The sequence below is a fragment of the Rhodococcus sp. NPDC004095 genome, from assembly GCF_053604015.1.
The window spans coordinates 20,610-44,462 of record NZ_JBSGGS010000023.1; the positions used below are offsets into that span (position 1 = coordinate 20,610).

Below are 23,853 nucleotides of genomic sequence, written 5' to 3' on the forward strand. Positions count from 1 at the left end.
CCGTCCACCCTCCCCCGCGCGCCGGACCGCGTCCAATAGGCATCCGCGCACCCGACCGTTAGCCAATCCCGATCGCGAGAGCCTTCCTCGACGGCACGAGCCGTCACTACTGTGGCCCCCAGCATCGGATCACTTTCTGGAGAAGGACACCGACATGCCATTGCTGACCGACCGCACCGCCGTGATCACCGGCGGTGCACAGGGAATCGGCTATGCGATCGCCGAGCGTTTCGTCGCGGAGGGGGCGCGAGTCGTGCTCGGCGACGTGAACGCCGCCCAGGTCGAGAAGGCCGCCACCCGACTCGGCGGACCCGACGTCGCGCGTGGGGTGGTCTGCGACGTCACCGTCGCCGACGAGGTGCAGGCCATGCTCGACACCGCGGTGAATTCGTTCGGCGGCCTCGACATCCTGGTGAACAATGCCGGCATCACCCGTGACGCGACGATGCGCACGATGACGGAGGACCAGTTCGACCAGGTGATCGCCGTCCACCTCAAGGGCACCTGGAACGGGCTGCGGTTGGCGTCGGCGATGATGCGCGAACGCAAGAGCGGTGCGATCGTCAACCTGTCGTCGCTGTCCGGCAAGGTCGGCCTGGTGGGGCAGACGAACTACTCGGCCGCCAAGGCGGGGATCGTGGGCATGACGAAGGCCGCCGCGAAAGAGGTGGCGCACCACGGCATCCGGATCAACGCGATTGCACCGGGACTGATCCGTTCCGCGATGACCGAGGCGATGCCGCAGAAGGCGTGGGACCAGAAGATGACCGAGATCCCGATGGGTCGCGCCGGGGAGGTCACCGAGGTGGCGAACGTCGCCCTGTTCCTCGCCTCCGACCTGTCCTCGTACATGACCGGCACCCTGCTCGAGGTCACCGGCGGGAGGTTCATGTGATGCGTGAGGTCGTGATCTGCGAACCCGTCCGCACCCCGATCGGCCGGTACGGCGGGATGTTCAAGGGGCTCACCGCCGTCGATCTGGGGGTCACCGCGCTGCAGGGACTCCTCGAGCGCACCGGCGTCGCACCCCAGCAGGTCGAGGACGTCATCCTGGGGCACTGCAACGGCAACAGCGAGGCCCCCGCGATCGGCCGTGTCGTCGCGCTCGATGCCGGCCTGCCGGTCACCGTGCCGGGCATGCACATCGACCGGCGCTGCGGGTCCGGCCTGCAGGCGGTGATCCAGGCGGCGCTGCAGGTCGGCGCGGGAGACAACGACCTGATCGTCGCCGGCGGCAGCGAGTCGATGAGCAACGCGGCGTTCTACTCCACCGACATGCGCTGGGGCGGTGCCCGGGGAGGCGTGGCCGTGCACGACGGTCTGGTCCGCGCCCGCGAAACCGCGGGCGGCCGGTTGTATCCCGTTCCCGGCGGAATGATCGAGACCGCCGAGAACCTGCGTCGCGAATACAACATCGGCCGCACCGAGCAGGACGAGTTGGCGGTCGCGTCGCACCAGCGCGCCGTCGCCGCGCAGCGGGCCGGGATTCTCGCCGAAGAGATCGTCCCCACCACCGTCCCCGGGCGTCGCGGCGACACCGTGATCGACACCGACGAGCACCCGCGCGCCGACACCACCGTCGAATCCCTCGCCGCACTGCGTCCGATCATGGCGAAGACCGATCCCGAGGCCACCGTGACCGCGGGCAACGCCAGCGGCCAGAACGACGCCGCCGCACTGTGTTTCGTCACCACCCGGGAGAAGGCCGACGAACTGGGGCTGCGGCCGCTGGTGCGGCTGGTGTCCTGGGGACTGGCCGGGGTCGCGCCCAAGATCATGGGCATCGGCCCGGTCCCGGCCACCGAGGTCGCGCTGCGCAAGGCCGGCCTGACGCTCGCCGACATCGACGTCATCGAACTCAACGAGGCGTTCGCCGCACAGGCGCTCGCGGTGATGCGGGAGTGGAAGTTCACCGACGCCGACCGCGACCGCACCAACGTGCACGGCTCCGGCATCTCGCTCGGACACCCGGTCGGCGCCACCGGCGGCCGGATGCTCGCCACCCTGGCCCGCGAACTGCACCGCCGCGACGGCCGGTACGGACTCGAGACGATGTGCATCGGCGGCGGGCAGGGCCTGGCTGCGATCTTCGAGGCGGTGAAGTGATGGCCCTGCGTACCTTCGACTCGATCGACGCCCTGCGGTCCGCGCTCGGCGAGACCGTCGGCCCCGGCGAGTGGATCACCGTCGACCAGGACCGGATCGACGCGTTCGCCGAAACCACCGGCGATCACCAGTGGATCCACACCGATCCGGCGCGGGCGGCCACCGGGCCGTACGGCGCGACCATCGCCCACGGCTACCTCACCCTGTCGCTGCTCCCGGCGCTCGCCGCCGGCCTGTACGCGATCGACACCGGGTCGGCGCGGGTGAACTACGGCAGCAACAAGGTTCGCTTCCCCGCGCCGGTCCGCGTCGGCTCCCGGATCCGGGCGTCGGCGACGCCGCTCGAGTGCCGCACCACCGACGCCGGCACCTTTCTCACCACCCGGTTCGTGGTCGAGATCGAGGGCGGCGACAAGCCGGCCCTGGTCGCCGAGACAGTGACCCTGGTGGTGCCCTGACGGCGGCGCCGTCGAGACCGCCCCCGGCGGTGCCGTCGGGTCCGTCCTGCGCCCGGGTTCTACGATGGGCCGGTGGACCTGCTGCTCGCCGCCTACTTCGTCGCGGTGGTCGACCATGGCGGGATCACCAAGGCCTCCCGCGCGCTGTACATCTCGCAGCCGTCACTGTCCCAGGCGATCCGTACCCTCGAACGCAGGCTCGGCGTCACCCTGTTCGACCGCTCCGGCCGCACCCTCGAACTCACCGAGGCGGGCCGCAAACTCGACGTCGCGGCCCGCCGGATCCTCGCCGACGTCGAACGGGCGAAGGCCCGGGTGGCGTCGGTCCGCGAACTCACCTCCGGGCGGGTCGACGTGGTCACCACGTCGTCGTTCTCGATCGACCCGATGGTGACGCTGGTCCAGCGGTTCCGCCGGCGACACCCGCAGGTCACCGTCAGGATCCGGGACACCCCGGGCCCGCTCGGCGTGCTGGCGGCACTGCGCAGCGGCGAGGCCGAGATCGGGGTCGTCGACCTGGCCGCCGACACCGGAACCCTGAGGACGGTGCCGATCACTTCCCAGGAAGTGGTGCTGGCGTTGCCGCCGGACCTGGCGGCCGGGCTGCCCGATCCGGTGCCGCGGGACCGGGTTCGGACGCTGCCGCTGATCGTCGACGGCGCGGGCCGGGGCGGCACCGGGCTGATCGGCGACCTGGTCGGCGAGTCCGGCGACCCGGTCGTGGTGGACTGCGCCCATCCGACCGCGACCTGGGACCTCGTGGCCCGCGGCACCGGCGCGACGGTACTGCCCCGTGCCGTCGCCGAGGGACAGCTGCGTGGTGTGGCACTCCGTTCGCTCGACCCGCCCCTCGTGCGGCAGGTCGGGTTGGTCCTGCGCTCCGGTCCGGCCTCTCCGGCCGCGGAGGCGTTCACGGCAATCGCCACCGGCATCGGGGAGTCCTGATGGAGCGCCGCCAACTCGCGTATTTCCTCGCCGTCGCTGAGCACGAGGGCCTGAGCGGTGCGGCCGCGGCACTGTCGGTGGCCCAGCCGACCATTTCCCAGGCGTTGCGCGGCCTCGAGCGCGAACTCGGTGTGCCCCTGTTCCTACGGGTCGGCCGGGGCATGGTGCTCAGCGCGGCCGGACGAAGCCTCGTCGGCCCGGCCCGGCGGATTCTGCGCGACCTCACCGCAGTGCACGACCTGCTCGGTGACACCGGCGGCGAACTCACGGGGCGCCTCGACGTGACGGCGTTTCCTGCGTTGGCGCCGGAGGTGGTCCCGCTGGTCACCGAGTTCCGCGGCACCTATCCGGGAGTCGTCGTCGGGTTCGGCGAGATGCTCGACGAGCCGTCGGCTCCGGCACTGATCCGGGACGGGCACAGCGAGTTCGTCGTCGCACACCTCCCGATCGACGACCCCGCCCTGGAGGTGATCGAGCTGGGCAGCCAGGAGTACTGGCTCGCCTATCCGCACGGCACCGACCTGCCCGAGGGACCGGTGCCGCTGTCGCAGCTTCCGGACGTGCCGATGGTGTTCGTCCCGCAGGGCAATTCGGTGGCCGACGAGATCCAGGACGCGATTCGCGCAGCCGGGGTCCGTCCGGCGAACGCGGTGCTGGTGGACCACCGTGAGGCCCGCATACCGATGGTGCTCGCCGGCATCGGCGGCACCGTCGTCGAGCGGTCGCTGGCCGAATCGGTGGCCGACCGGGCGGTGGTGCGGCCAATCGACCCACCGATCCGCCGGGGCTTCGGACTCGCCTTCGACCCCGAGACCCTCTCTCCCGTCGGCCGGGCCTTCGCCGACCTGGTACGCGACCGGACACACCCGAGGCCGGTGGAGTGACGGCACCTCCCGAATTCTGCGACGCGAACGCGGGGGCCGCCCTCGGCCCTCCGGGTGCAGGCGTCTTCGGCCATGATGGCGAGAGTCCCCGGCCGGGCATGTGGTCGTGGTATATCGGAACCGGGACGCGAACCGAGAGGACATGGGCGTAGTGGTCAAGCAGCAGAGGGCTATCGCAACCCGGCAACAGATCGTCCGGGCAGCCGCCACACGGTTCGACGAGACCGGATACGAGCGCGCCAGCCTGTCCGAGATCGTCGACCTGTCCAGCTTCACCAAGGGCGCCGTGTACTTCCATTTCAAGTCGAAGGACGAGCTCGCCGCGGTCGTCATCGAGGAGCAGCACGCGATCTCGATGGCCATGGCCGGGCGCATCCGGGAGACGGGCGCGCCTGCCCTCGAACAGCTGGTGATGTTCTGCTACGAGATGGGCCGCGAGATCATCGAGGACCCCATCGTCCGAGCCGGCATTCGCCTGACACTCGAGATGAGCGCCGAGTCCGGCCCACCGCAGCCGTACCTCGACTGGATCGACAACCTCGATCAGGTGTTCCGATTGGCCATCGAAGAGGGCGACGTACTCGACAGCATCGATCCGGCCGCGGTCGCCCGCTACTTCGTCTCGGCGTTCACCGGCGTCCAGCTCGTGTCGAACGTGCTCGCGCAGCGCAGTGACCTCGAGGCTCGGCTCGCCGAGATGTTGACGTTCATCCTGCCGGCGATCGTCGCACCGCGGCGCCGTCACAAGATCCCTCGATACCTCGAGGCCAGGTGGGATCCGACGACCGCGTGACCCCACCTCACGGCCGGTGGCCCGCCGGATCGCGTCGTTCGTCGTCGCGATCGGCGTGACGTTCCCGGCCTGCCTCATCGCCCGTGAACTCCGCCTGTCGGAGACCACGGACCGGGCAGAGGCCTGACCGGGCGAACGGTCCTGCCGACCGCTCCGGCCGACACGCGGCAACCATGCACGCGGACGATCCGACAAGCGCATTCGGTGAATCGCCCGGTTAGCCAGAAGCTATGGCCGGCGCCCGGCCGGGCCCCCGTCGGTGCTGCATGATGGATCCCGACCCGCTCCGCGCCGAACCTGCCGAAGGATCAGAGATGACCAGGCTCGCCCAGACCCCCGGGCTCACCGACACCCAGTCCGAGATCCTCGCCACCGTCCGCGCGTTCGTGGACAAGGAGATCATCCCGCACGCGCAGGAGCTCGAGCACGCGGACGAGTACCCGCAGCAGATCGTCGACGGCATGCGCGAGATGGGCCTGTTCGGTCTGATGATCCCGGAGGAGTACGGCGGGCTCGGCGAGTCCCTGCTCACCTACGCCCTGTGCGTGGAGGAGCTGGCCCGCGGCTGGATGAGCATCTCCGGGGTGATCAACACCCACTTCATCGTCGCGTACATGATCCGCCGGCACGGGACCCCCGCGCAGAAGGCGCACTACCTGCCGCGGATGGCGACCGGGGAGGTCCGGGGCGCGTTCTCGATGTCCGAACCGGAGCTCGGCTCGGACGTCGCCGCGATCCGCACCCGGGCGACCAGGGACGGCGACGGCTACTCGATCACCGGCCAGAAGATGTGGCTCACCAACGGCGCCAGCTCGACCCTCGTGGCGGCGTTGGTGAAGACCGACGAGGGCGCGGACAAGCCGCACCGGAACCTGACCACCTTCCTGATCGAGAAGCCGGCCGGGTTCGGCGAGGTGGTGCCGGGGATCACCATCCCCGGGAAGATCGACAAGATGGGCTACAAGGGCATCGACACCACCGAACTGGTCTTCGACGGGTACCGGGCGTCCGCCGACGACATCCTCGGCGGCACACCGGGACTCGGGTTCGGACACATGATGGACGGCATCGAGGTCGGCCGGGTCAACGTGTCGGCGCGGGCCTGCGGCATCGCGATCCGCGCGTTCGAACTCGCCGCCCGGTACGCGCAGCAGCGCAACACGTTCGGCAAGCCGATCGCCGAACACCAGGCGATCGCATTCAAGCTCGCCGAGATGGCCACCAAGGTCGAGGCCGCGCACCTGATGATGGTGAACGCGGCCCGGCTCAAGGACTCCGGCGAACGCAACGACGTCGCCGCGGGCATGGCCAAGTATCTCGCCAGCGAGTACTGCGCGGAGGTGACACAGGAGTCCTTCCGCATCCACGGCGGTTACGGATACTCGAAGGAGTACGAGATCGAACGGCTGATGCGGGAGGCACCGTTCCTGCTGATCGGCGAGGGCACCAGCGAGATCCAGAAGACCATCATCAGCAAGGGCGTGCTGCGCAGCTACCGGATCTGAGCACGAGCACCACAGGAGCAACGATGCGCACACCACTGGTCCCCGCCACGACCGCACCCGAACCCGCCGTCGAGGCGCTCCGGGCGCAGGTGCGGTCGTGGCTGCGTGAGCAGGTCGACGCCGGCACCTTCACGCCGGGCGTGGACACCTGGCTCACCCGCTGGGACACCGGCTTCACCCGCGCGTTGGCGGAGCGGGGCTGGGTGGGGATGACGATCCCGGTCGAGTACGGCGGGCACGGCCGCACCTTCATGGAGCGGTTCGTCGTGACCGAGGAACTCCTCGCGGTCGGCGCACCGGTCGCCGCCCAGTGGGTGGCCGACCGGCAGGCCGCGCCGTCGCTGCTCAAGTACGGCACCGAAGAGCAGAAGCAGCGCTTCCTGCCCGGCATCGCCCGCGGCGAGATCTGCTGGGCCATCGGCATGTCCGAGCCCGAATCGGGATCCGACCTGGCGAGTGTGCGGACCAGGGCGGTGCGGGTCGACGGGGGCTGGTCGCTGACCGGCACCAAGTTGTGGACATCTGGGGCCCATCATGCGCACGCGTTCTTCGCCCTCGCCCGGACGGCACCGCTGGACACCGCGCACCGGCACGACGGGCTGAGCCAGTTCATCGTCATGCTCGACTCCCCCGGAGTGACCATCGAACCGATCATGTCGATGTCGGGCGACCACCACTTCAACGAGGTGCGGCTCGAGGCCGTGTTCGTGCCGGACGAACTGGTCCTCGGCACCATCGGCGACGGGTGGACCCAGGTGACCTCCGAACTCGGCTACGAACGCAGCGGGCCGGAACGGTTCCTGTCCACCTTCACCCTCCTGGCCGCGACCGTCGACGAGGTCGCCGCCGGCCGACTGCCCGCCGACCCGAGAATCGGCGCCCAGATCGGCAGGCTGGTCGGACTGCACCACATGTCGACCGCGGTGTCCGAGGCGCTCGAACGCCACGAGAGCGCGGAGGTCGCGGCCTCGGTGGTCAAGGTCCTTGGCACCGCGACCGAAGGCGACATCGCCGACCTGGCCGAGGAACTGAGCGGGGAGGACGCAGCCGAGGGGTACGCCGCGCTGGTCGCCGCCGGCGCCATGCAGCGGCCCGGCTTCACCCTGCGCGGCGGTACGAGCGAGATTCTGCGCGGCGTGATCGCGCGGGGACTGGGGATGCGATGAGCACCGAGCTGGACGACCTGACCCGCATCCTCGAACAGGTCCTCGACCGGGCCTCGGACACACCCGACTTCGACACCACGCTGTGGGCGACGCTGACCGACCTCGGGGTGACGCGGCTGACCGGCCCAGAGTCCGGCGGCGGCTGGCCGGAGGCGGCGGTTCTGCTGGCCGCGGCGGGGGCGACCGCGGCGCCGGTTCCCCTCGCGGAGAACGACCTGCTCGCGGGCTGGCTGGCCGACACCGCGGACCTCGGCGACACCGCCGCAGTACCCCCGGGCGGCACCGTCGCCGTCCGCACCGTCGCGGCACTGGACTCCGACGGCACGGCGCAGCACGTCCCCTGGGGCCGAATTGCCGACGCGCTGGTGCTGATCTGGCCCAGCGGCGACGGCCACCGGGTCGCGCAGGTGCCGCGCTCCGACGTGACCGTGGCCCCGGGCACGAACCTCGCCGACGAACCCAGGGACCGGGTGAGCGTCGACCTGACCGGACTCGACGGAATCCCCGTGCCCAGCACCGTCGCCCGTGAGCTGTACCTGCGCGGGGCACTGTCCCGGGCGCTGGCGATGACCGGGGCGGCGGGGCGGGTACTCGACATCGTGGTCGGGCACACCACCACCCGCACGCAGTTCGGCAGGCCGGTGGCGGCGTTCCAGGCGGTGCAGCACCTGGTCGCGGACATCGCCACCGCCGACGCGCTCGCCCGGGCCGCCACCGAGGCCGCGGTCACCGCCGTGATCGATCACGGATTCGATTCCACGGCAACCGAGTTCGCGATCGCCGCCGCCCGATCCTGCGCCGGGCACGGCGCGTCGACGATCGTCCGGAACGCCCATCAGGCGATGGGTGCGATCGGCTTCACCGCCGAACATCCCCTGCACCGGTTCACGAACCGGCTGCTCTCCTGGCGCGGCGAGTTCGGCTCCGTCCGCTCGTGGGACGACGCACTCACCGCCACCGCGGCCGCCGCCGGCGGTGCCGGACTGTGGCCGCTGATCAGCGGCTCTCACCACACCGCCTGACCGTTCTCGCCCCCCGCGGATGCGCGCCCGCATCCGCAGCTTCGGCGTGCCCGGTCGACCTTTTCCCAGGCCACACGGCCAGTGCGCGCGCAGTCACTCACCCACCAGAACCGATCACATTCGGATATTCATAAATATCGTCATATTTGCTACAGTTCACACCACTCGCCAAATGTGGCCCAGCGCACACAAGCGTGACTGGCCGCACACGGCAGGCGAGACCGGACGGTCGGTGCATACGGACGTGCACCGCGCTCACTTCAGCCAGGTGGTGCAATGGGTATCGAAACTGTTCTGGACATGGCGTCCTCGATTCATCCCGACAGAATCGTCATCGGACGGCGCAGCTCCGGGTTGACCTGTCGGCAGCTCAGCGACCTCGCATCGGGAGGAGCCACGACGCTCCGCGACCGGGGTGCACGGCACGTCGTGTTCGTCGGAGTGAACGGCCCGGCACTGCCGGTCCTGACCTTCGCGGCGGCTCGGGCGGGCATTCCACTCGCACCACTGAACTACCGGCTTTCCGACGAACAATTACGTGGCCTGGTCGCCCAGTTGGACCGACCCGTGGTCGTCGCGGACCCCGCGTACGCGGACAAGATCGCCGACGCGGCGGAGACGGTTCTGACCACCGATCGGTTCCTCGACCTCGCCCACCGCGCCGGGCCCGCCGATTTCGCGCCGGCACCCGACGACGCGACCGCGATCGTACTGTTCACATCGGGTACGACATCGGCTCCGAAGGGTGTCCTCCTCCGGCATCGCAACCTACTGTCCTACCTGTTCAACACCGTCGAATTCGCTTCCGCGGGTGAGGAAGAGGCCACCCTCGTGAGCACCCCGCCCTACCACATCGCGGGCATGGGAGCGGTCCTGAGCAACGTCTACGCAGGCCGCCGGATGGTGCACCTGCCGGACTTCTCTCCCCAGGGGTGGCTCGAACTCGTCCGCGACGAGGGCGTGACGAGCGCGATGGTGGTCCCCACGATGCTCGCACGCGTCGTCGAGCACCTGAACGGGGAACCGGCGCGGACACCCCGCCTCGCTTCCCTCGCCTACGGCGGCGCCCGGATGCCGCAGCCGGTCCTCGAACGTGCGCTCGCCGCGTTCCCGACCACCGGGTTCGTCAATGCGTACGGACTGACCGAAACCAGTTCCACCATTGCGGTTCTCGGCCCCGCGGATCACCGCGAAGCGCTCGCCGATCCAGCACTCCGCACTCGACTGTCATCGGTCGGCCGGGTAGTGCCGGGCATGGAGGCGCAGATCCGCGCCGACGACGACGCCACCGTCCTCCCCGACGGCGCGACCGGTCTGCTGTGGGTGCGCGGCCCACAGGTCAGCGGCGAGTACATGGGGAGGGGGACCGTACTCGACGAGAACGGCTGGTTTCCGACCCGAGACCGCGCCCACCTCGACGACGGTTACCTCTACATCGGCGGTCGCGCCGACGACACGATCATCCGCGGCGGCGAGAACATCGCGCCCGCGGAGATCGAGGACGTCCTTGTACGTCACGACGGTGTTCGCGAGGTCGCGGTGATCGGTCTCCCCGACGACGAGTGGGGTGAACGGATCTGCGCCGTGGTCGTTCCCGAGCCGTCGGAAACCCTCGAACCCGAAAAGATTCGCGCGTGGTGCCGTGCGCGCCTGCGCGGATCACGCACACCGGACGACGTGGTCTTCGTTGACGATCTGCCCCGAACTCCCACCGGGAAACTCGTCCGTCGTGATCTCGTCCTGCAGGTGGAAGCCCTCCAACCCGCCTGAGGAGAACCAGCCGACCGCCCGCCCTCTCTCCGGAGGAAAAATGCTTCCGACACCCAGCCGTGAGTGGCGCCTTCGCTCGCGCCCGACAGGACGTCCCCGCGACGCGGACGTCGAACTCGTCCAGACCATGTGCCCGCCGCCGGCGTCGGGCATGGTCCGCGTCGCCAACCAGGTGATGTCCGTTGAACCGTACATGCGTGGACGAATGGGTGGTGAAGCGACCTACGCCGAGCCCTACCCGTTGAACGCGCCGATGTCCGCGCCGACCGTTGGCCGGGTGACGGAGTCGGCCGACTCCTCGGTCCCGGTCGGCGCGCTCGTCCTCCACGACCACGGGTGGCGGGAGCACTCCACCTTTCACGCCACCGAATGCCGCATCCTCGACCACGACGATCTTTCCCCCGCAACCCATCTCGGGCTGCTCGGGATCCCGGGCATGACCGCATGGGTCGGCCTGACGCGAATCGCGCGACTGGAAGCGGGTGACGTCCTCTTCGTCTCGTCCGCAGCGGGAGCCGTCGGGTCCACCGTCGTTCAGATCGCCAAACGGATGGGCGCCACCGTCATCGGGAGCGCGGGGTCACCGGAGAAGGTGGCGCTCGTTCGCGATCTCGGTGCCGACTCCGCCTTCGACTACCACGACGGGCCGGTGAAGGACCTCCTTGGCAGATCGCTCGCGGAGGCAGGCACGACCTCGCTGGACGTGTACTTCGACAACGTCGGCGGGGAGCATCTCGAGGCCGCGATCCGAGTCCTGTCCGATCATGCGCGAATTGCATTGTGCGGCATGAGCAGTATCTACAATGCGCGGGCGCCACAGCCGGGGCCCGCCAACCTGCTCAAGCTGATCTGGCGTCGCGCCCGAATGGAGGGCTTCCTCCTGGGTGACCACGAGGACGCCCGCCCCGAATTCGAGAACCGCATGGCGGCCTGGATCCGTGCCGGTGCGGTCCGACCCGTCCACACCGAGTTCCCCGGCGGCATCGCGGGTGCGTGGCCGGCGTTCAACGGGATGCTGGACGGCACCTCCGTCGGAAAGGCCGTCGTTCCTCTCCTCTGACTCGAACCAACCACCCCCACATCACCCCAGCCCGGCACAACTGTGCCGCCATTCCCGACAGGAGCCTTCGTGAGCGCATTTCGACGAATCGCCAGCGCGGCAGCCGGACTCACCGCCACAGTATTGCTGTTGACCGCGTGTGGCGGCGCCGGCGCGGACCAGCGAATCGCCAACGACTCGATCGGATCGACCGGACCGACCGGCGACGCCTCTTGGCAGCAACTGATCGAGGATGCCAAGGCCGAGGGCGAGGTCACGATCTACTCGTCGAACACCAACGAGCAGCTGGCAGAACTCGCATCCCGATTCCAGAACGAGTACGGAATTCGCGTCGACGTCGTCCGCGACGTCGACGCGAACCTGCACCAGAAGATCGGGGCAGAGCTGACCACGGGCAACATGGTGGCGGACGTCGTACTGCAGGCCACCCCTGTGTGGAGCGAGCAACTCGGGTCCGCCGGGAAGCTCACTGCCCCTGTCGGTCCCGCAGTGACGGAATCCGAGTACGACGCCGCCGCGCTGCTGCGACCCAGCCACGACTTCGTGACGAACGCATCCGTGGGGACGTTCGCCTGGAACACCGACCGCCTTCCCGACGGCCTGACCGGATACGAGGACCTGCTCGACCCGGCGCTCGCCGGCGGCAAGATCGGCACCGTCCTACCCACCTCGGCGGCGCACATCGACCTCTACGAGAACTACCTCGACGCCGTCGGGGGCGCCGACTACATGGAACGGCTCGCCGCGCAGAAGCCGCGCATCTACCCGGGCGCTCAGCCGCTCGCACAGGCGCTCGCATCCGGGGAGATCGCCGCAGCCACCTTCGTCCAGGACCAGACCAAGGAAGCGGAGGCGGGTGCACCCGTCGCGTCCGGCTTCGATGACACCGTCTGGGGCGGTCCGATGTACGCGGGTGTCCTCACCGACGCCCCGCATCCCGCCGCCGCGCAACTGCTCGCCAACTACCTGGTCACCCCGGCTGGTCAGGAAGCCATCTCGTTCCGCGCCGCGTCGGTCCTGCCCGGCATCGCCAGCGCCGTCATCACGATCGACAAGGTCGCGCCACAGGACACGTCGGCGATGACCCCCGAGGCACTCGAGGCGCTCAAGACCCGCTTCAACCAGCTCTTCAACTGATTCCACACTTCACCGACTTCGCGAAAGGACACATCAATGGGACGGGTGTCGGGAAAGGTCGCACTGGTCACCGGTGCTGCACGCGGACAGGGCCGGTCGCACGCGGTCCGGCTGGCCGAAGAGGGAGCCGACGTCTTCCTGATCGACGCGTGCACGGACATCGCGTCGGTGCGGTACCCGCTGCCGACGGAAGCCGATCTGAAGGAAACCGTCGAACTGGTGGCCGCCACCGGGCGGCGCGTGACGGCCCAGGTCGCGGACGTGCGCAGCCAGCCGCAGATGAACGACGCGGTCGCCGCGGCCGTGTCCGAGTTCGGCCACATCGACATCGTGTGCGCCAACGCGGGCATCGTCGGGTTCGCACCCACCTGGGAACTCACCGAAGACGAGTGGCAGGACGTCATCGACGTCAACCTCACCGGAGTGTTCCACACCGCCAAAGCAGTGGTCCCCGCCATGATCGAGGCGCAGCGCGGGGGGTCGATCGTCATCACGAGCTCGATTCAGGCGTTCCGAGGTTCCGCGAACATCGCGCACTACAACGCCTCCAAGGCCGGCGTCATGGGGTTGATGCGGACCCTGGCAGGTGAACTGGGACGCAACAGAATTCGTGTCAACACCGTCAACCCCAGCGCCGTGGCGACTCCGATGCTGCACAACGACGCCACCTTCGCGGTGTTCGGCCCCGACCTCGAGAATCCCGGGCCCGACGACCTCTGGGAGCGCTCGAAGGCCCGCAACGTGATGGACGTCGGCTGGGTGGAGCCGATCGACATGAGCAACGCGGTCCTCTTCCTCGCCTCCGACGAATCCCGCTACATCACCGGCGCATCGCTCCCGGTCGACGCCGGTCTCCTGCTGCAGTGACGAAAGGAAACGACATGACCACACGACTCACGGGACGCCGCATCTTCGTCACCGGCGGCGGCAGCGGCATCGGTGCGGCCGTCGCACACCGCATCGCCGGGGAGGGCGCTGCCGTCGCGGTGACCGACGCACGCAAGGAGGCCGCGGAGAGCATCGCCGAATCCATCCGTGCCGCAGGTGGAACCGCCGTCGCCGTCCACTGCGACGTCGCGGACGAGCAGTCCGTCGCGGCCGCCGTGGACACCGCGGCACTGGAACTGGCCGGGCTCGACGGCGTCGTGACCTGCGCGGGGATCACGCGCGCCGGACTCGCCCACGAGCTGAGCCTCGATGACTGGGACCTCGCGATCCGGGTCAACCTGACGGGTACGTTCCTGCCGCTGCGCGCCACCATCCCGCACCTTCTCCGGGCCGGCGGCGGCTCGATCGTCACGGTGGGATCGGTGGCATCCCTCGTGGCACCGAACTTCAACACACCGGCGTACGAGGCGTCCAAGGGCGGCGTACTCCAGTTGACGCGGTCGATCGCCCTCGGTTATGCCGAACAGGGCATCCGCGCCAACTGCCTGTGCCCCGGCGTCGTGAGCACCGGGCTCGCAGCGAACACCGCCGCGCTACACGGAACGATCCAGGTCCGCACCCGCAGCGACGCGATCGAAGCAACGCCCCTGGGACGCAAGGCCGCACCCGACGAGATGGCAACCGTGACCGCATTCCTGCTCTCCGACGAGGCCTCCTTCATCACCGGTGCGGCGATCGCTGCCGACGGCGGCCTCACCGCGCACTGACCACCAGTCGACAACCATCGAAGGAACCCCATGCCCTCAGACACCATCGCCTGGCAACGCGACGCGTGTGCCATCGCGGGAATCGGCACCACCGCATTCTCCAAGGACTCCGGTGTGTCGGTCACCGCTCTCGCGGTCGAGGCGGCGGCGAACGCCCTCGCCGACGCCGGACTCACCGCCGCCGACGTCGACGGAATCGTCCGAAACGACATGGATCTCGTGTCGTGTGCCGCCCTCGCCGACGGACTCGGCGTTCCCAACCTCACGTACTGGGGCGAAGCGGGTCCGGGTGGGTCCGGTCCGTGCGCGATGGTCGCGCAGGCCGTCGCCGCGATCATGAGCGGCCAGGCAACCACCGTCGTCGTGTTCCGTTCCCTCAACGGACGATCCGGTCGCCGATTCGGACTCTCCCCCGTCACCACGCCCGAGGTCGGTGGCCAGGAGTCGATGGAGGAGTTCTTCGGCCCCTACGGGCTGCTCTCCTCCGGCCAGTACTTCGCGCTGATGGCCGATCGGTACATGACACAGACCGGTCTCGAGCCCGAGCAGCTCGCCGAGATCGCACTGGTGGCACGCCGCCGCGCCAACGCCAACCCGGCAGCGCAGATGCACGACCGCACCATGACCCTCGACGACTACCTGAACTCGCGGATGCTCTCGTCGCCACTACGACTGTTCGACTACTGCCTCGAGACAGACGGCGCCGCAGCCGTCGTCGTCACGACTGCCGAACGTGCGCGCGATCTCGCGCAGGCACCTGCGCTGATCCGGTCCGCGGCGATGTCCACGTGCCCTCGCCCGCAGCCGGGGATCATGTACCCGACCCTGATGCGCGAGGACGTCACCGTGCTGCCGTCCCGCGTCTGCCAGGACACCCTCTACTCGCGCGCCGGTCTCGGTCCCGCCGACGTCGACGTCGCGCAGATCTACGACTGCTACTCCATCACCGCGCTCATTCAGATCGAGGACTACGGGTTCTGCAAGCGCGGTGACACCGGCGACTTCCTCGCCGACGGCCACATCGACCTCGGCGGGTCGATCCCGATCAACACCAGCGGAGGACACATGTCCGAGGGGTACATCCACGGGATGAACCACGTCGTGGAGGGAGTGCGGCAGATCCGCGGCACCTCCACCAGTCAGGTTCCTGGAGCGCAGGTCTCACTCGTGACCTCGGCTCCCCCGCCGGCCGCCAGCGCACTGATCCTGGTGGCGGCATGAGCGCCCCGGCCTCCGTGGAGAGGCTTCGTCCGACCGTCGTCGACCGTGGCAGCAGCGGACATTTCGCCGAGGCCGCACAGGGCAGGCTGTCCGTGCTGACCTGCACCTCGTGTGGCAGACGGATTCACCTGCCCCGGCCACGCTGTGTGTACTGCGGCGCCACCGATCCCGCCTGGCAGCAGGTGGCACGGACCGGAACGGTCTACGCGCACACAGTCGTCGAACATCAGGTGCATCCCCTGTTCCCGGTGCCGTACACGGTGATCGTCGTCGACGTCGACGGCGAGGAGGCCGGCGTCCGGATGATCGGCAACCTGCCCGGTCGCGCCGCGATCGCCGCCGGGACCCCGGTGGTGTGTTCCTTCGAGGATCTCGGTGAGGACTCCGAGGGCAACTCGGTCGTGATCCCGATGTGGCGCGTCGCCACCGAGACAGAACTGCGGCGGGTCGGCACCGAGGGAGGTGCGGCATGACGACGACACCCACCTGGCGCCACGTCGACGCAGCACTGTTCGAGTCCGCGGACCCGGATTCCGCACTGGTGGGTGCGAAGTGCACCGGATGCGGCACGGTCACGTTTCCCGTGCAGGCCTCGTGCCCGCGCTGTAGCGGCTCCGCGATGAACACCACCACGCTCCCGCAGGTGGGCACACTGTGGTCGTACACGGTGCAGTCCTTCGCACCGAAGACTCCGTTCCGCACCACCGAGCCGTTCGTGCCGTTCGGTGTCGGCTACGTCGACCTCGGCGAGGTGATCCTCGAGTCCCGGCTGACCGTCGCCGATGCCGACGCCCTCACCATCGGCATGCCGCTGCGGCTGACCACGATCGTCAACCACATCGACGAGGACGGTACCGAGGTGCGCACGTTCGCGTTCGAACCCACGGAAGGAGAGCCGTCGTGAAGGTCGCGATCGTCGGCATCGGAATACACAGGTTCGGGCGCACCGACGGTGTCAGCGGGCGCGACCAGGGCGCCTATGCGGCCCGGCAGGCGCTGGCCGACGCCGGAGTCGAGTTCAAGGACATCCAGTTCGCCTACGGCGGCAGCGACTCCGCGGGCAACGCGGACACCCTCGTCTCGGACCTCGGGCTCACCGGACTGCCGTTCGTCAACGTCTCCAACGGCTGCGCCACGGGAGGGAGTGCCCTCACCTCGGCTCTCAGCCGGATCCGTTCGGGCGAGAGCGATCTCGGCATGGTCGTCGGGTTCGACAAGCATCCGCGGGGCGCGTTCAACGCGCGCCCCGAGGACAACGGACTGGGGCGCTGGTACGGGGAGACCGGGATGATGGTCACCACGCAGTTCTTCGCGATGAAGATCCAGCGCTACCTCGTCGAGCACGACCTGCCGAAGAGCCTCCTGGCGACGGTCGCGGCGAAGGCGTTCCGCAACGGCGCCCTGGCTCCGCATGCATGGCGGCGAACACCGCTGTCCGAAGAGGAGATCACGGGCGCCACGATGGTCAGCGACCCGCTCACGCAGTACATGTTCTGCTCGCCGGCCGAGGGCGGTGTCGCGCTGATCCTGGCGCGCGCCGACCACGCGCACCGGTACACCGACACCCCCGTGTTCGTCGAGGCCGCGGCGCTGCGGTCACGCCAGTTCGGGTCGTTCGAGGTGTTCAGCCCGTGGGTGTCACCCGAGCGCGCCGACGGGCCGACCGTCACCGCCTCGCGCGCCGCCTTCGAGACCGCGGGCATCGACCCCACCGACGTCGACGTCGCGCAGATCCAGGACACCGAGGCGGGCGCGGAGATCATGCACCTGGCCGAGACGGGGCTGTGCAAGCACGGCGAGCAGGAGTCGCTGATCCGCTCCGGCGCAACGGAGATCGGTGGTTCCATCCCGGTGAACACCGACGGCGGCTGCATCGCCAACGGCGAGCCGATCGGCGCCACCGGCCTGCGACAGGTGTACGAGAACGTCGTCCAGTTGCGCGGCCGTGCCGGCGACCGGCAGGTCGCCGGCAATCCGCGGGTGGGATTCACACACGTGTACGGGGCACCAGGCATCAGCGCCTGCACCGTCCTGACCCGCTGACCCTCGCAGCACACATCGAGGCCCGAACCACTAGGAGAGCGCAATGGCATGGGATTTCGAAACCGATCCACAGTTTCAGGAGAAGCTGGACTGGGTCGACCGGTTCGTCACCGAGGAGGTCGAGCCCGTCGACCGCATCGTCGAACACGCGTGGGACGTCTCCGATCCCACGCGCAACAAGCTGATCAGGCCGCTGCAGGAGAAGGTCCGTGAGCAGGAGTTGTGGGCATGCCACCTCGGCCCGAACCTCGGCGGGCCGGGCTACGGTCAGCTCAAGCTCGCGCTGCTCAACGAGATCCTCGGTCGCACTCACAGCGGACCGGTCGTGTTCGGTTGCCAGGCACCGGATTCCGGCAACGCCGAGATCCTCGCACACTACGGCACACCCGAGCTGAAGGCCCGTTACCTCGGTCCTCTGATCGACGGCGACATCATGTCGTGCTACTCGATGACCGAGCCCCAGGGCGGATCCGACCCGACCAGCTTCGTCACCCGCGCCGTCCGGGACGGCGACCACTACGTCATCAACGGCGAGAAGTGGTTCTCCTCGCACGCCCGGTTCTCGTCGTTCCTCATCGTCATGGCCGTCACGGATCCCGACGCACCCCGCACCCGGCGCGCGTCGATGTTCGTCGTGCCGACGGACACACCCGGCATCGAGATCGTCCGAAACGTCGGGGTGTGGGGACATTCGGAGTCCGAGGGCACACACGCGTACATCCGCTACACCGACGTCCGCGTCCCCGTCGACCACCTGCTCGGGGAGGAGGGCAACGGCTTCGAGGTCGCCCAGACCCGCCTCGGTGGCGGCCGCATCCACCACGCGATGCGCACCGTCGGCCTCGTCCGCGCGTCGCTGGACATGATGCTCGAGCGGGCGGTCTCACGACACACTCGCGGGCGGAGCCTGGCCGACATGCAGCTCGTGCAGGAGATGATCGCCGAGTCCTGGGTGGAGCTCGAGCAGTTCCGCCTGCTGGTGCTGCGCACCGCCTGGAAGATCGACAACCTGCAGGACTACAAGAAGGTGATCGCCGACATCTCCGCGGTGAAGATGGTGATGCCGAAGGTCCTGAACAGTGTGGTGTCGCGGGCCATCCAGCTGCACGGGTCGCTCGGCATCTCCACCGAGATGCCGTTCGGCAAGTGGCTGCTGGAGAGCTACCACATGGGCCTGGCCGACGGTGCGACGGAACTGCACAAGCAGCAGATCGCAAAGCAGCTGCTCAAAGACGCCACGCCCGCCGAGGGCCTGTTCCCGACGGTGCACCTTCCCGTCCTCGACGGTGCGGCGGAACGGAAGTTCGGGCTGCCTGCCAAGGGGACCTGGTGATGGCGTCCTCCTCTCCCTCCGAAGTCACGGAACCGGTCGACGAGATCGCCCCGGTCCGGGCCGGCGAAGAGCTCGACTGGGCCTCGCTCGAAACGCACCTGCGGGCGAACGTCGAGGGCCTCGACGGGGAGTTCTCGGTGCTCCAGTTCCCACGTGGCTCAGCCAATCTCACCTACCGCGTCAGCTTCGGGGACCGTCGCCTGGTGGTTCGTCGTCCCCCGTTCGGGAAGATCGCGCCGGGCGCACATGACATGGGCCGCGAGTACCGGGTGCTGTCGCGTTTGCACGAACGCTACGACCGCGCACCGCGGGCCCTGCTGCACTGCGCGGACGCAGCGGTGATCGGTGCGGAGTTCCTGGTTTCGGAGTACCGCGACGGAATCGTGGTGTGGGATTCGGTTCCGGCGTCGATGACGCACCTGCCCGACGCCGGACGCCGGATCGGGCTGGCGGTGATCGACGGCCTCGCGGAGCTACACGCGGTCGATCCCGCGTCGTGCGGACTGTCGGACCTCGGGCGGCCGGACGGCTACCTCGAGCGGCAGGTCCGCGGCTGGTCGTCGCGGTGGGACGCGGTCGCCGAGCACGCGCCGTCCGCGGAGGCCGCGCGAGTGGTCGACGAGGTGGGCAGGCTGATTCGTGCCGCGATCCCCACCTCCCAGCGGGCCGGCATCGTGCACAACGACTACAAGGTGGACAACTGCCAGTTCGCGCCGGACGACCCCGACCGGGTGAAGTCGGTCTTCGACTGGGACATGGCCACCACCGGTGACGTCCTCGTCGATCTGGGGACGCTGCTGAACTACTGGCCCGACCGGACCGTGGACCCGGACTCGGCCGCGGCGTTCATCGCGGTCCCGGGGATGCACGGTCTCGACCTGCCGTCGCGGGCCGAGGTCGTCGAACGGTACTCCGCCGGAAGTTCTCTCGACCTGTCCCGGATCTCCTGGTACGAGGCGTTCGGGTGCTGGAAGACCGTGGTGATCCTGCAGCAGCTGTACGCACGCTTCGTGCGAGGTGAGACGTCCGACGAGCGGATGGGGGAACGCGGCGACCTCGTGGCACCGCTCGCCCGGCGTGCGCTGGAGCTCCTCACCGACTGAGACGAGAACGGGGTGTGCCGCGGGCCTGGTCCCGCCGCACACCCCGTTTTCGGGCCACCGCCCGGGAACTCACATTTTCGCGACCGTTGTCAGCACGCTCCGGCGGTGTTGGCCACAGGAATCGATGCACCCGTCACCGCGCGGGAGGCGTCGGAGAGCAGGAATCCGATAACTTCGGCGATGTCCGACGGCCGCGCCCAGCTCGTCCGATCGGCCTCCGGCATCGCCTCCCGGTTGGCCGGGGTGTCGATCATCGTGGGGAGCAGCCCGTTCACGCGGATGTTGTCGCCGGAATACTCGACCGCAAGCGCCTCGACGAGAGCAGCGACGGCCGCCTTGGAGGCGATGTACGTCGCGGCGCCGGGGAACGGGCGGACCGCGGCCGCCGAGCCGATGCACACGACGGAGCCGCCGCCGCTGCGAATCAGGTGCGGCAGCGCGGCCTGGACCACCCCGTAGGCGATGCGCAGGTTGATCGACAACTGGGCGTCGAGCACCTCGATCGGGGTCTCGTGCACCCGCTGCCCCGAGACGAAACCTCCGACGAGGTTGACGATGCCGAACAGGGGGCGTTCCTCGTCCTTTGTGGCGAGGTCGACGACGGCGTCGACGCCTTCCTGGGTGGACAGGTCGGCGCGGATCAGCTCGAGGTCGGGATGTTCTGGGACCCGGTCGAGTTCGCCTTCCACGCACCACGGGACGACGAGGTGCCAGCCACGGTCGAGCAGGTGTTCCGTGACGGCGGAGCCGAGGCCACCGGTCCCTCCGGTGACGATGGCGGTGTAGGGCAGCGAGGTGGTCATGCGGTCCTCTCGGAGCTGTAGCCAAATTGACGGAAAGAAAACATTGCAATATTTCGTGTAGTTGGTAGGTTCTACGGTACAGGTCGATGTGGCGCATGTCACGAGAGCATCCGAATGAGAGTGACACCACCGACTTGGTTCGCGGCCACAAGAGACCACAGTGCGCAGCCGCCCCGCTGGGGCCGGCGCCACGCGGAGAAATCGGAGACACCATGTCGGATCAGAACCTCGACACGACACCGCTCGCCGGCAAGGTCGCTTTGATCACCGGAGGAAGCCGAGGCCTCGGCCGCCAGATGGCAGTGGCCTTCGCCCACGCCGGGGCAGACGTTGCGATCGTCAGCCGCAAGCTCGATGCCTGCGAGGCCACCGCCAAGGAAATCGAAGCAGCCACCGGGCGTCGCGCAGTCGGCTTCGCGTGCCACATGGGTGAGTGGAACGCCCAGGAGGAACTCGCCGACCTCGTCCAGGCCGAGTTCGGACGGATCGACATCCTCGTCAACAATGCCGGCATCGCACCCGTGTACCCGAGCCTCCCCGAGGTGACCGAGGCCTTGTACGACAAGGTCTTCGACGTCAATGCCAAGGGCGCTTTCCGACTCATGTCGGTGATCGCGCCGCGAATGGCCGCGGCTGGCGGAGGCTCGATCATCAACGTCAGCTCCATCGCCACCAAACGGCCCATGGCAAGCGAACTTCCGTACGCCGCCGCCAAGTCGGCGCTCGAGATCATGACGATGGGTTTCGCCCAGGAGTACGGACCGTCGGTGCGGGTCAACGCCATCCTCCCCGGTGCATTCGACACCGACATCGCCGCGTCCTGGGACCCGGAGGTAGTCGCCGGCGAAATGGCTCACCTACCCGCACGACGCGTGGGACGCCCCGAGGAGATCGTCGGCACCGCGCTCTACCTGGCGGGTCCGGCGTCCAGCTACACGACCGGGGTGCTCCTCCCCGTGGACGGGGGGCGAACCGCGATGGGTCGCTGACGAACGACACCGATCAGACCGGGGTGAGTTCGGCGAATACGCCACGCCTCACCCACTAGACTTGGGGATTCGCATAACGTGTCCCCGGACCCGGATGCGTGGTGACCTGTGCAACGAGTGAGAACGAGGGACGAGATGGTTAAGCCGGGGGGCGACCCGATCAGGAACCTGGCGGTTCGGCGAGCGATCGCGGCCACCCGGGGGGAGAAGGTGTCCCGCACGGTCGCCCGACTCGTGGCGAAGACCATCGCCGACGATCGACTGGAGCCCGGCGCTGCACTGCCCTCGGAGCAGGAGATGGCCAACAACTTCGGGGTCGGTCGCGCATCCGTGCGCGAAGGGCTCCGACTTCTCGAGGCACAGGGCCTCGTCACCGTCCGCCAGGGACTCGGGGGCGGACCCAGCGTGGCTGAGCCGACCGGCGCCGCCTTCGGTGACACCATGTCGATGTACCTCCAGGTCAACGACATCCGACTCGCCGAGGTCGTCGAGGCCGTCATCCAGATGGAGGGTCTGACCGCGGCGCTCGCGGCCGAACGGGTGGCGAGCGGCGAGATCACCGACCCGGAGGTACTCGAGCCTCTCGATGCTCACGACCACGACGTCGAATCACACCGCGAGTTCATCGAGACCACCGTCGGCTTCCATGACCACCTGCGGCAGATGGCCGGAAACTACATCCTTGCCCTCGTCGGTTCCGCACTGGCGCACCTCTTTTCGGATCGCGCGATCGGTGCCCACCCGAGTGAGTGGAGCGACCAGGAGCGCACGGTGTTCGCGGACGCACACGCCGAAATCGGCGACGCGATCCGCGCGGGCGACGCAGACAAGGCGCGCGAGCTCGCGGTGGCGCACATGCGCGAGTCGGTCGCGATGACGCTCGGCGACCACCCTTCCATCCTGCAGGACCGCGTCGACTGGAAGTGAGTGACGACTGCGGTCCCGGCCAACGGACCGCAGTCCCACACCGCAGTGACTCCGGCCCGAAACCTCGCCGACGCCTGCCCTCCAAAATATACGAATATTAATATCCTTTGGAGCGACCATGACCATCAGTTCCACCCCTCACCCCCTCCTCGGACAAAACATCCTCGTCACGGGCGCGAGCGAAGGCATCGGCCACGGCATCGCCGCACGACTCGTCGAGGCCGGCGCCAACGTCGCCCTCGCCGCCCGCCGCGCCGAGGTCCTCGCAGACGCAGCCGAGCTCCTTCGCACGAAAGCAGATGCGGGACAGCGCATCCTGACGGTGGCATCGGACGTGAGCAATCCCGACTCGGTCCACGAGCTGTTCGCACATGTCGCCGAGGAGTTCCCGATCCTCAACGGCCTCGTCGCCAATGCGGGAAGCGGATCCGTCGCCTCGTTCCTGGATCTGACGCTCGATGACTGGCGGCGCACGATCGACCTGAATCTCACCGGGACGTTCCTGTGCGTCCAGGCCGCCGCTCGCCGGATGGTGACCACACCGGACGCCAATCGCTCGATCGTGGTCACCTCCTCCATCCGCGCCCTCGGAGCGCGCGTCGGCGTCGCGCCGTACGCGGCATCCAAGGCGGGAGTCAACCAACTCGTCCGCGCTGCGGCCTACGAACTGGCGGCGACCGGGGTCCGCGTGAATGCACTCTCGCCCGGCATCACCGCGACACCGCTTTCCCAGGAACGCAATTCACTGTTCGACGAACGCGCCGCCACCGTCCCGATGGGCCGCGCCGGTACACCCGCCGACATGGCCGAAGCCGCACTGTTCCTCCTTTCCCCCGGATCCGCCTTCGTGACCGGAACCAACATGGTCGTCGACGGCGGTGAATCGCTCTACTGAGCGACGACCGACCACTCTCCACTCCACCCTCATTCACA

24 protein-coding genes are annotated in these 23,853 nt (G+C 68.8%); 23 read left to right on the forward strand and 1 reads right to left on the reverse strand.

Annotated features, from left to right (window positions below):
* Nucleotides 1-154: 154 nt before the first annotated feature.
* From fabG to ACWEPG_RS27405, 20 genes are all read left to right on the forward strand, one after another.
* Nucleotides 155-895 (forward strand): 3-oxoacyl-ACP reductase FabG, encoded by a 741-nt coding sequence (fabG, locus tag ACWEPG_RS27310; RefSeq protein ID WP_450116032.1) that lies wholly within the window; start codon nt 155-157, stop codon nt 893-895.
* Nucleotides 895-2,106 carry an acetyl-CoA C-acetyltransferase gene (locus ACWEPG_RS27315; RefSeq protein WP_450116033.1) on the forward strand — a complete coding sequence of 404 codons (1,212 nt, stop codon included), beginning with the start codon at nt 895-897 and terminating at the stop codon, nt 2,104-2,106. The genes fabG and ACWEPG_RS27315 overlap by 1 nt, the downstream gene beginning before the upstream one ends.
* Nucleotides 2,107-2,111: 5 nt before the next feature.
* Nucleotides 2,112-2,564, forward strand: coding sequence for a MaoC family dehydratase (locus tag ACWEPG_RS27320; RefSeq protein ID WP_450116071.1), 453 nt, complete (start codon nt 2,112-2,114; stop codon nt 2,562-2,564).
* Nucleotides 2,565-2,636: 72 nt separating this feature from the next.
* Nucleotides 2,637-3,509, forward strand: a complete 873-nt coding sequence (locus tag ACWEPG_RS27325; protein WP_450116034.1) for a LysR family transcriptional regulator — start codon at nt 2,637-2,639, stop codon at nt 3,507-3,509.
* Entirely contained in the window at nt 3,509-4,393 is an 885-nt protein-coding gene (locus ACWEPG_RS27330; RefSeq protein WP_450116035.1) for a LysR family transcriptional regulator, read from the forward strand. Before ACWEPG_RS27325 ends, ACWEPG_RS27330 begins: the two co-directional genes overlap by 1 nt.
* Nucleotides 4,394-4,535: 142 nt before the next feature.
* Nucleotides 4,536-5,186, forward strand: a complete 651-nt coding sequence (locus tag ACWEPG_RS27335) for a ScbR family autoregulator-binding transcription factor (protein WP_450116036.1) — start codon at nt 4,536-4,538, stop codon at nt 5,184-5,186.
* A 314-nt stretch (nt 5,187-5,500) separates the two neighbouring features.
* Nucleotides 5,501-6,691: an acyl-CoA dehydrogenase family protein gene (locus ACWEPG_RS27340; protein WP_450116037.1), complete on the forward strand. Its 1,191-nt coding sequence runs from the start codon at nt 5,501-5,503 to the stop codon at nt 6,689-6,691.
* 23 nt (nt 6,692-6,714) lie between these two features.
* Nucleotides 6,715-7,857 carry an acyl-CoA dehydrogenase family protein gene (locus tag ACWEPG_RS27345; RefSeq protein ID WP_450116038.1) on the forward strand — a complete coding sequence of 381 codons (1,143 nt, stop codon included), beginning with the start codon at nt 6,715-6,717 and terminating at the stop codon, nt 7,855-7,857.
* Nucleotides 7,854-8,879, forward strand: a complete 1,026-nt coding sequence (locus ACWEPG_RS27350; protein ID WP_452595783.1) for an acyl-CoA dehydrogenase family protein — start codon at nt 7,854-7,856, stop codon at nt 8,877-8,879. The genes ACWEPG_RS27345 and ACWEPG_RS27350 overlap by 4 nt, the downstream gene beginning before the upstream one ends.
* Before the next feature lie 276 nt (nt 8,880-9,155).
* Complete coding sequence (locus ACWEPG_RS27355; RefSeq protein WP_450116040.1) at nt 9,156-10,649, forward strand: class I adenylate-forming enzyme family protein; 1,494 nt, start codon at nt 9,156-9,158, stop codon at nt 10,647-10,649.
* 40 nt (nt 10,650-10,689) lie between these two features.
* A complete protein-coding gene (locus ACWEPG_RS27360; RefSeq protein ID WP_450116041.1) occupies nt 10,690-11,709 on the forward strand; it encodes an NADP-dependent oxidoreductase in 1,020 nt (339 codons plus the stop codon).
* Between the two features lie 69 nt (nt 11,710-11,778).
* Nucleotides 11,779-12,846, forward strand: a complete 1,068-nt coding sequence (locus ACWEPG_RS27365; RefSeq protein WP_452595784.1) for an ABC transporter substrate-binding protein — start codon at nt 11,779-11,781, stop codon at nt 12,844-12,846.
* Between the two features lie 36 nt (nt 12,847-12,882).
* The gene (locus ACWEPG_RS27370; RefSeq protein WP_378483548.1) at nt 12,883-13,713 is read left to right on the forward strand and encodes a mycofactocin-coupled SDR family oxidoreductase; all 831 of its coding nucleotides are present in this window, start codon (nt 12,883-12,885) and stop codon (nt 13,711-13,713) included.
* 14 nt (nt 13,714-13,727) lie between these two features.
* Nucleotides 13,728-14,501, forward strand: coding sequence for an SDR family NAD(P)-dependent oxidoreductase (locus tag ACWEPG_RS27375; protein WP_378483547.1), 774 nt, complete (start codon nt 13,728-13,730; stop codon nt 14,499-14,501).
* 30 nt (nt 14,502-14,531) lie between these two features.
* Nucleotides 14,532-15,722: a thiolase C-terminal domain-containing protein gene (locus tag ACWEPG_RS27380; RefSeq protein WP_378483546.1), complete on the forward strand. Its 1,191-nt coding sequence runs from the start codon at nt 14,532-14,534 to the stop codon at nt 15,720-15,722.
* A complete protein-coding gene (locus ACWEPG_RS27385) occupies nt 15,719-16,195 on the forward strand; it encodes a Zn-ribbon domain-containing OB-fold protein (protein ID WP_452595785.1) in 477 nt (158 codons plus the stop codon). The genes ACWEPG_RS27380 and ACWEPG_RS27385 overlap by 4 nt, the downstream gene beginning before the upstream one ends.
* Entirely contained in the window at nt 16,192-16,626 is a 435-nt protein-coding gene (locus ACWEPG_RS27390; RefSeq protein WP_452595786.1) for a Zn-ribbon domain-containing OB-fold protein, read from the forward strand. Before ACWEPG_RS27385 ends, ACWEPG_RS27390 begins: the two co-directional genes overlap by 4 nt.
* Nucleotides 16,623-17,765 carry a thiolase family protein gene (locus tag ACWEPG_RS27395; RefSeq protein WP_452595787.1) on the forward strand — a complete coding sequence of 381 codons (1,143 nt, stop codon included), beginning with the start codon at nt 16,623-16,625 and terminating at the stop codon, nt 17,763-17,765. The genes ACWEPG_RS27390 and ACWEPG_RS27395 overlap by 4 nt, the downstream gene beginning before the upstream one ends.
* A gap of 43 nt (nt 17,766-17,808) precedes the next feature.
* A complete protein-coding gene (locus ACWEPG_RS27400; protein WP_452595788.1) occupies nt 17,809-19,098 on the forward strand; it encodes an acyl-CoA dehydrogenase family protein in 1,290 nt (429 codons plus the stop codon).
* Nucleotides 19,098-20,201 carry a phosphotransferase family protein gene (locus tag ACWEPG_RS27405; protein WP_452595789.1) on the forward strand — a complete coding sequence of 368 codons (1,104 nt, stop codon included), beginning with the start codon at nt 19,098-19,100 and terminating at the stop codon, nt 20,199-20,201. The genes ACWEPG_RS27400 and ACWEPG_RS27405 overlap by 1 nt, the downstream gene beginning before the upstream one ends.
* An 89-nt stretch (nt 20,202-20,290) precedes the next feature.
* Here the strand turns inward: ACWEPG_RS27405 and ACWEPG_RS27410 are convergent, their stop codons facing one another.
* Nucleotides 20,291-21,004 carry an SDR family oxidoreductase gene (locus ACWEPG_RS27410; protein ID WP_450116051.1) on the reverse strand — a complete coding sequence of 238 codons (714 nt, stop codon included), beginning with the start codon at nt 21,002-21,004 and terminating at the stop codon, nt 20,291-20,293.
* 212 nt (nt 21,005-21,216) lie between these two features.
* Between ACWEPG_RS27410 and ACWEPG_RS27415 the strand changes: the two genes are divergently transcribed.
* From ACWEPG_RS27415 to ACWEPG_RS27425, 3 genes are all read left to right on the forward strand, one after another.
* Entirely contained in the window at nt 21,217-21,993 is a 777-nt protein-coding gene (locus ACWEPG_RS27415) for an SDR family NAD(P)-dependent oxidoreductase (protein WP_450116052.1), read from the forward strand.
* 135 nt (nt 21,994-22,128) lie between these two features.
* A complete protein-coding gene (locus ACWEPG_RS27420) occupies nt 22,129-22,920 on the forward strand; it encodes a FadR/GntR family transcriptional regulator (RefSeq protein ID WP_450116053.1) in 792 nt (263 codons plus the stop codon).
* 118 nt (nt 22,921-23,038) lie between these two features.
* Nucleotides 23,039-23,815: an SDR family NAD(P)-dependent oxidoreductase gene (locus tag ACWEPG_RS27425; protein ID WP_450136505.1), complete on the forward strand. Its 777-nt coding sequence runs from the start codon at nt 23,039-23,041 to the stop codon at nt 23,813-23,815.
* The last annotated feature ends 38 nt before the right edge of the window (nt 23,816-23,853 follow it).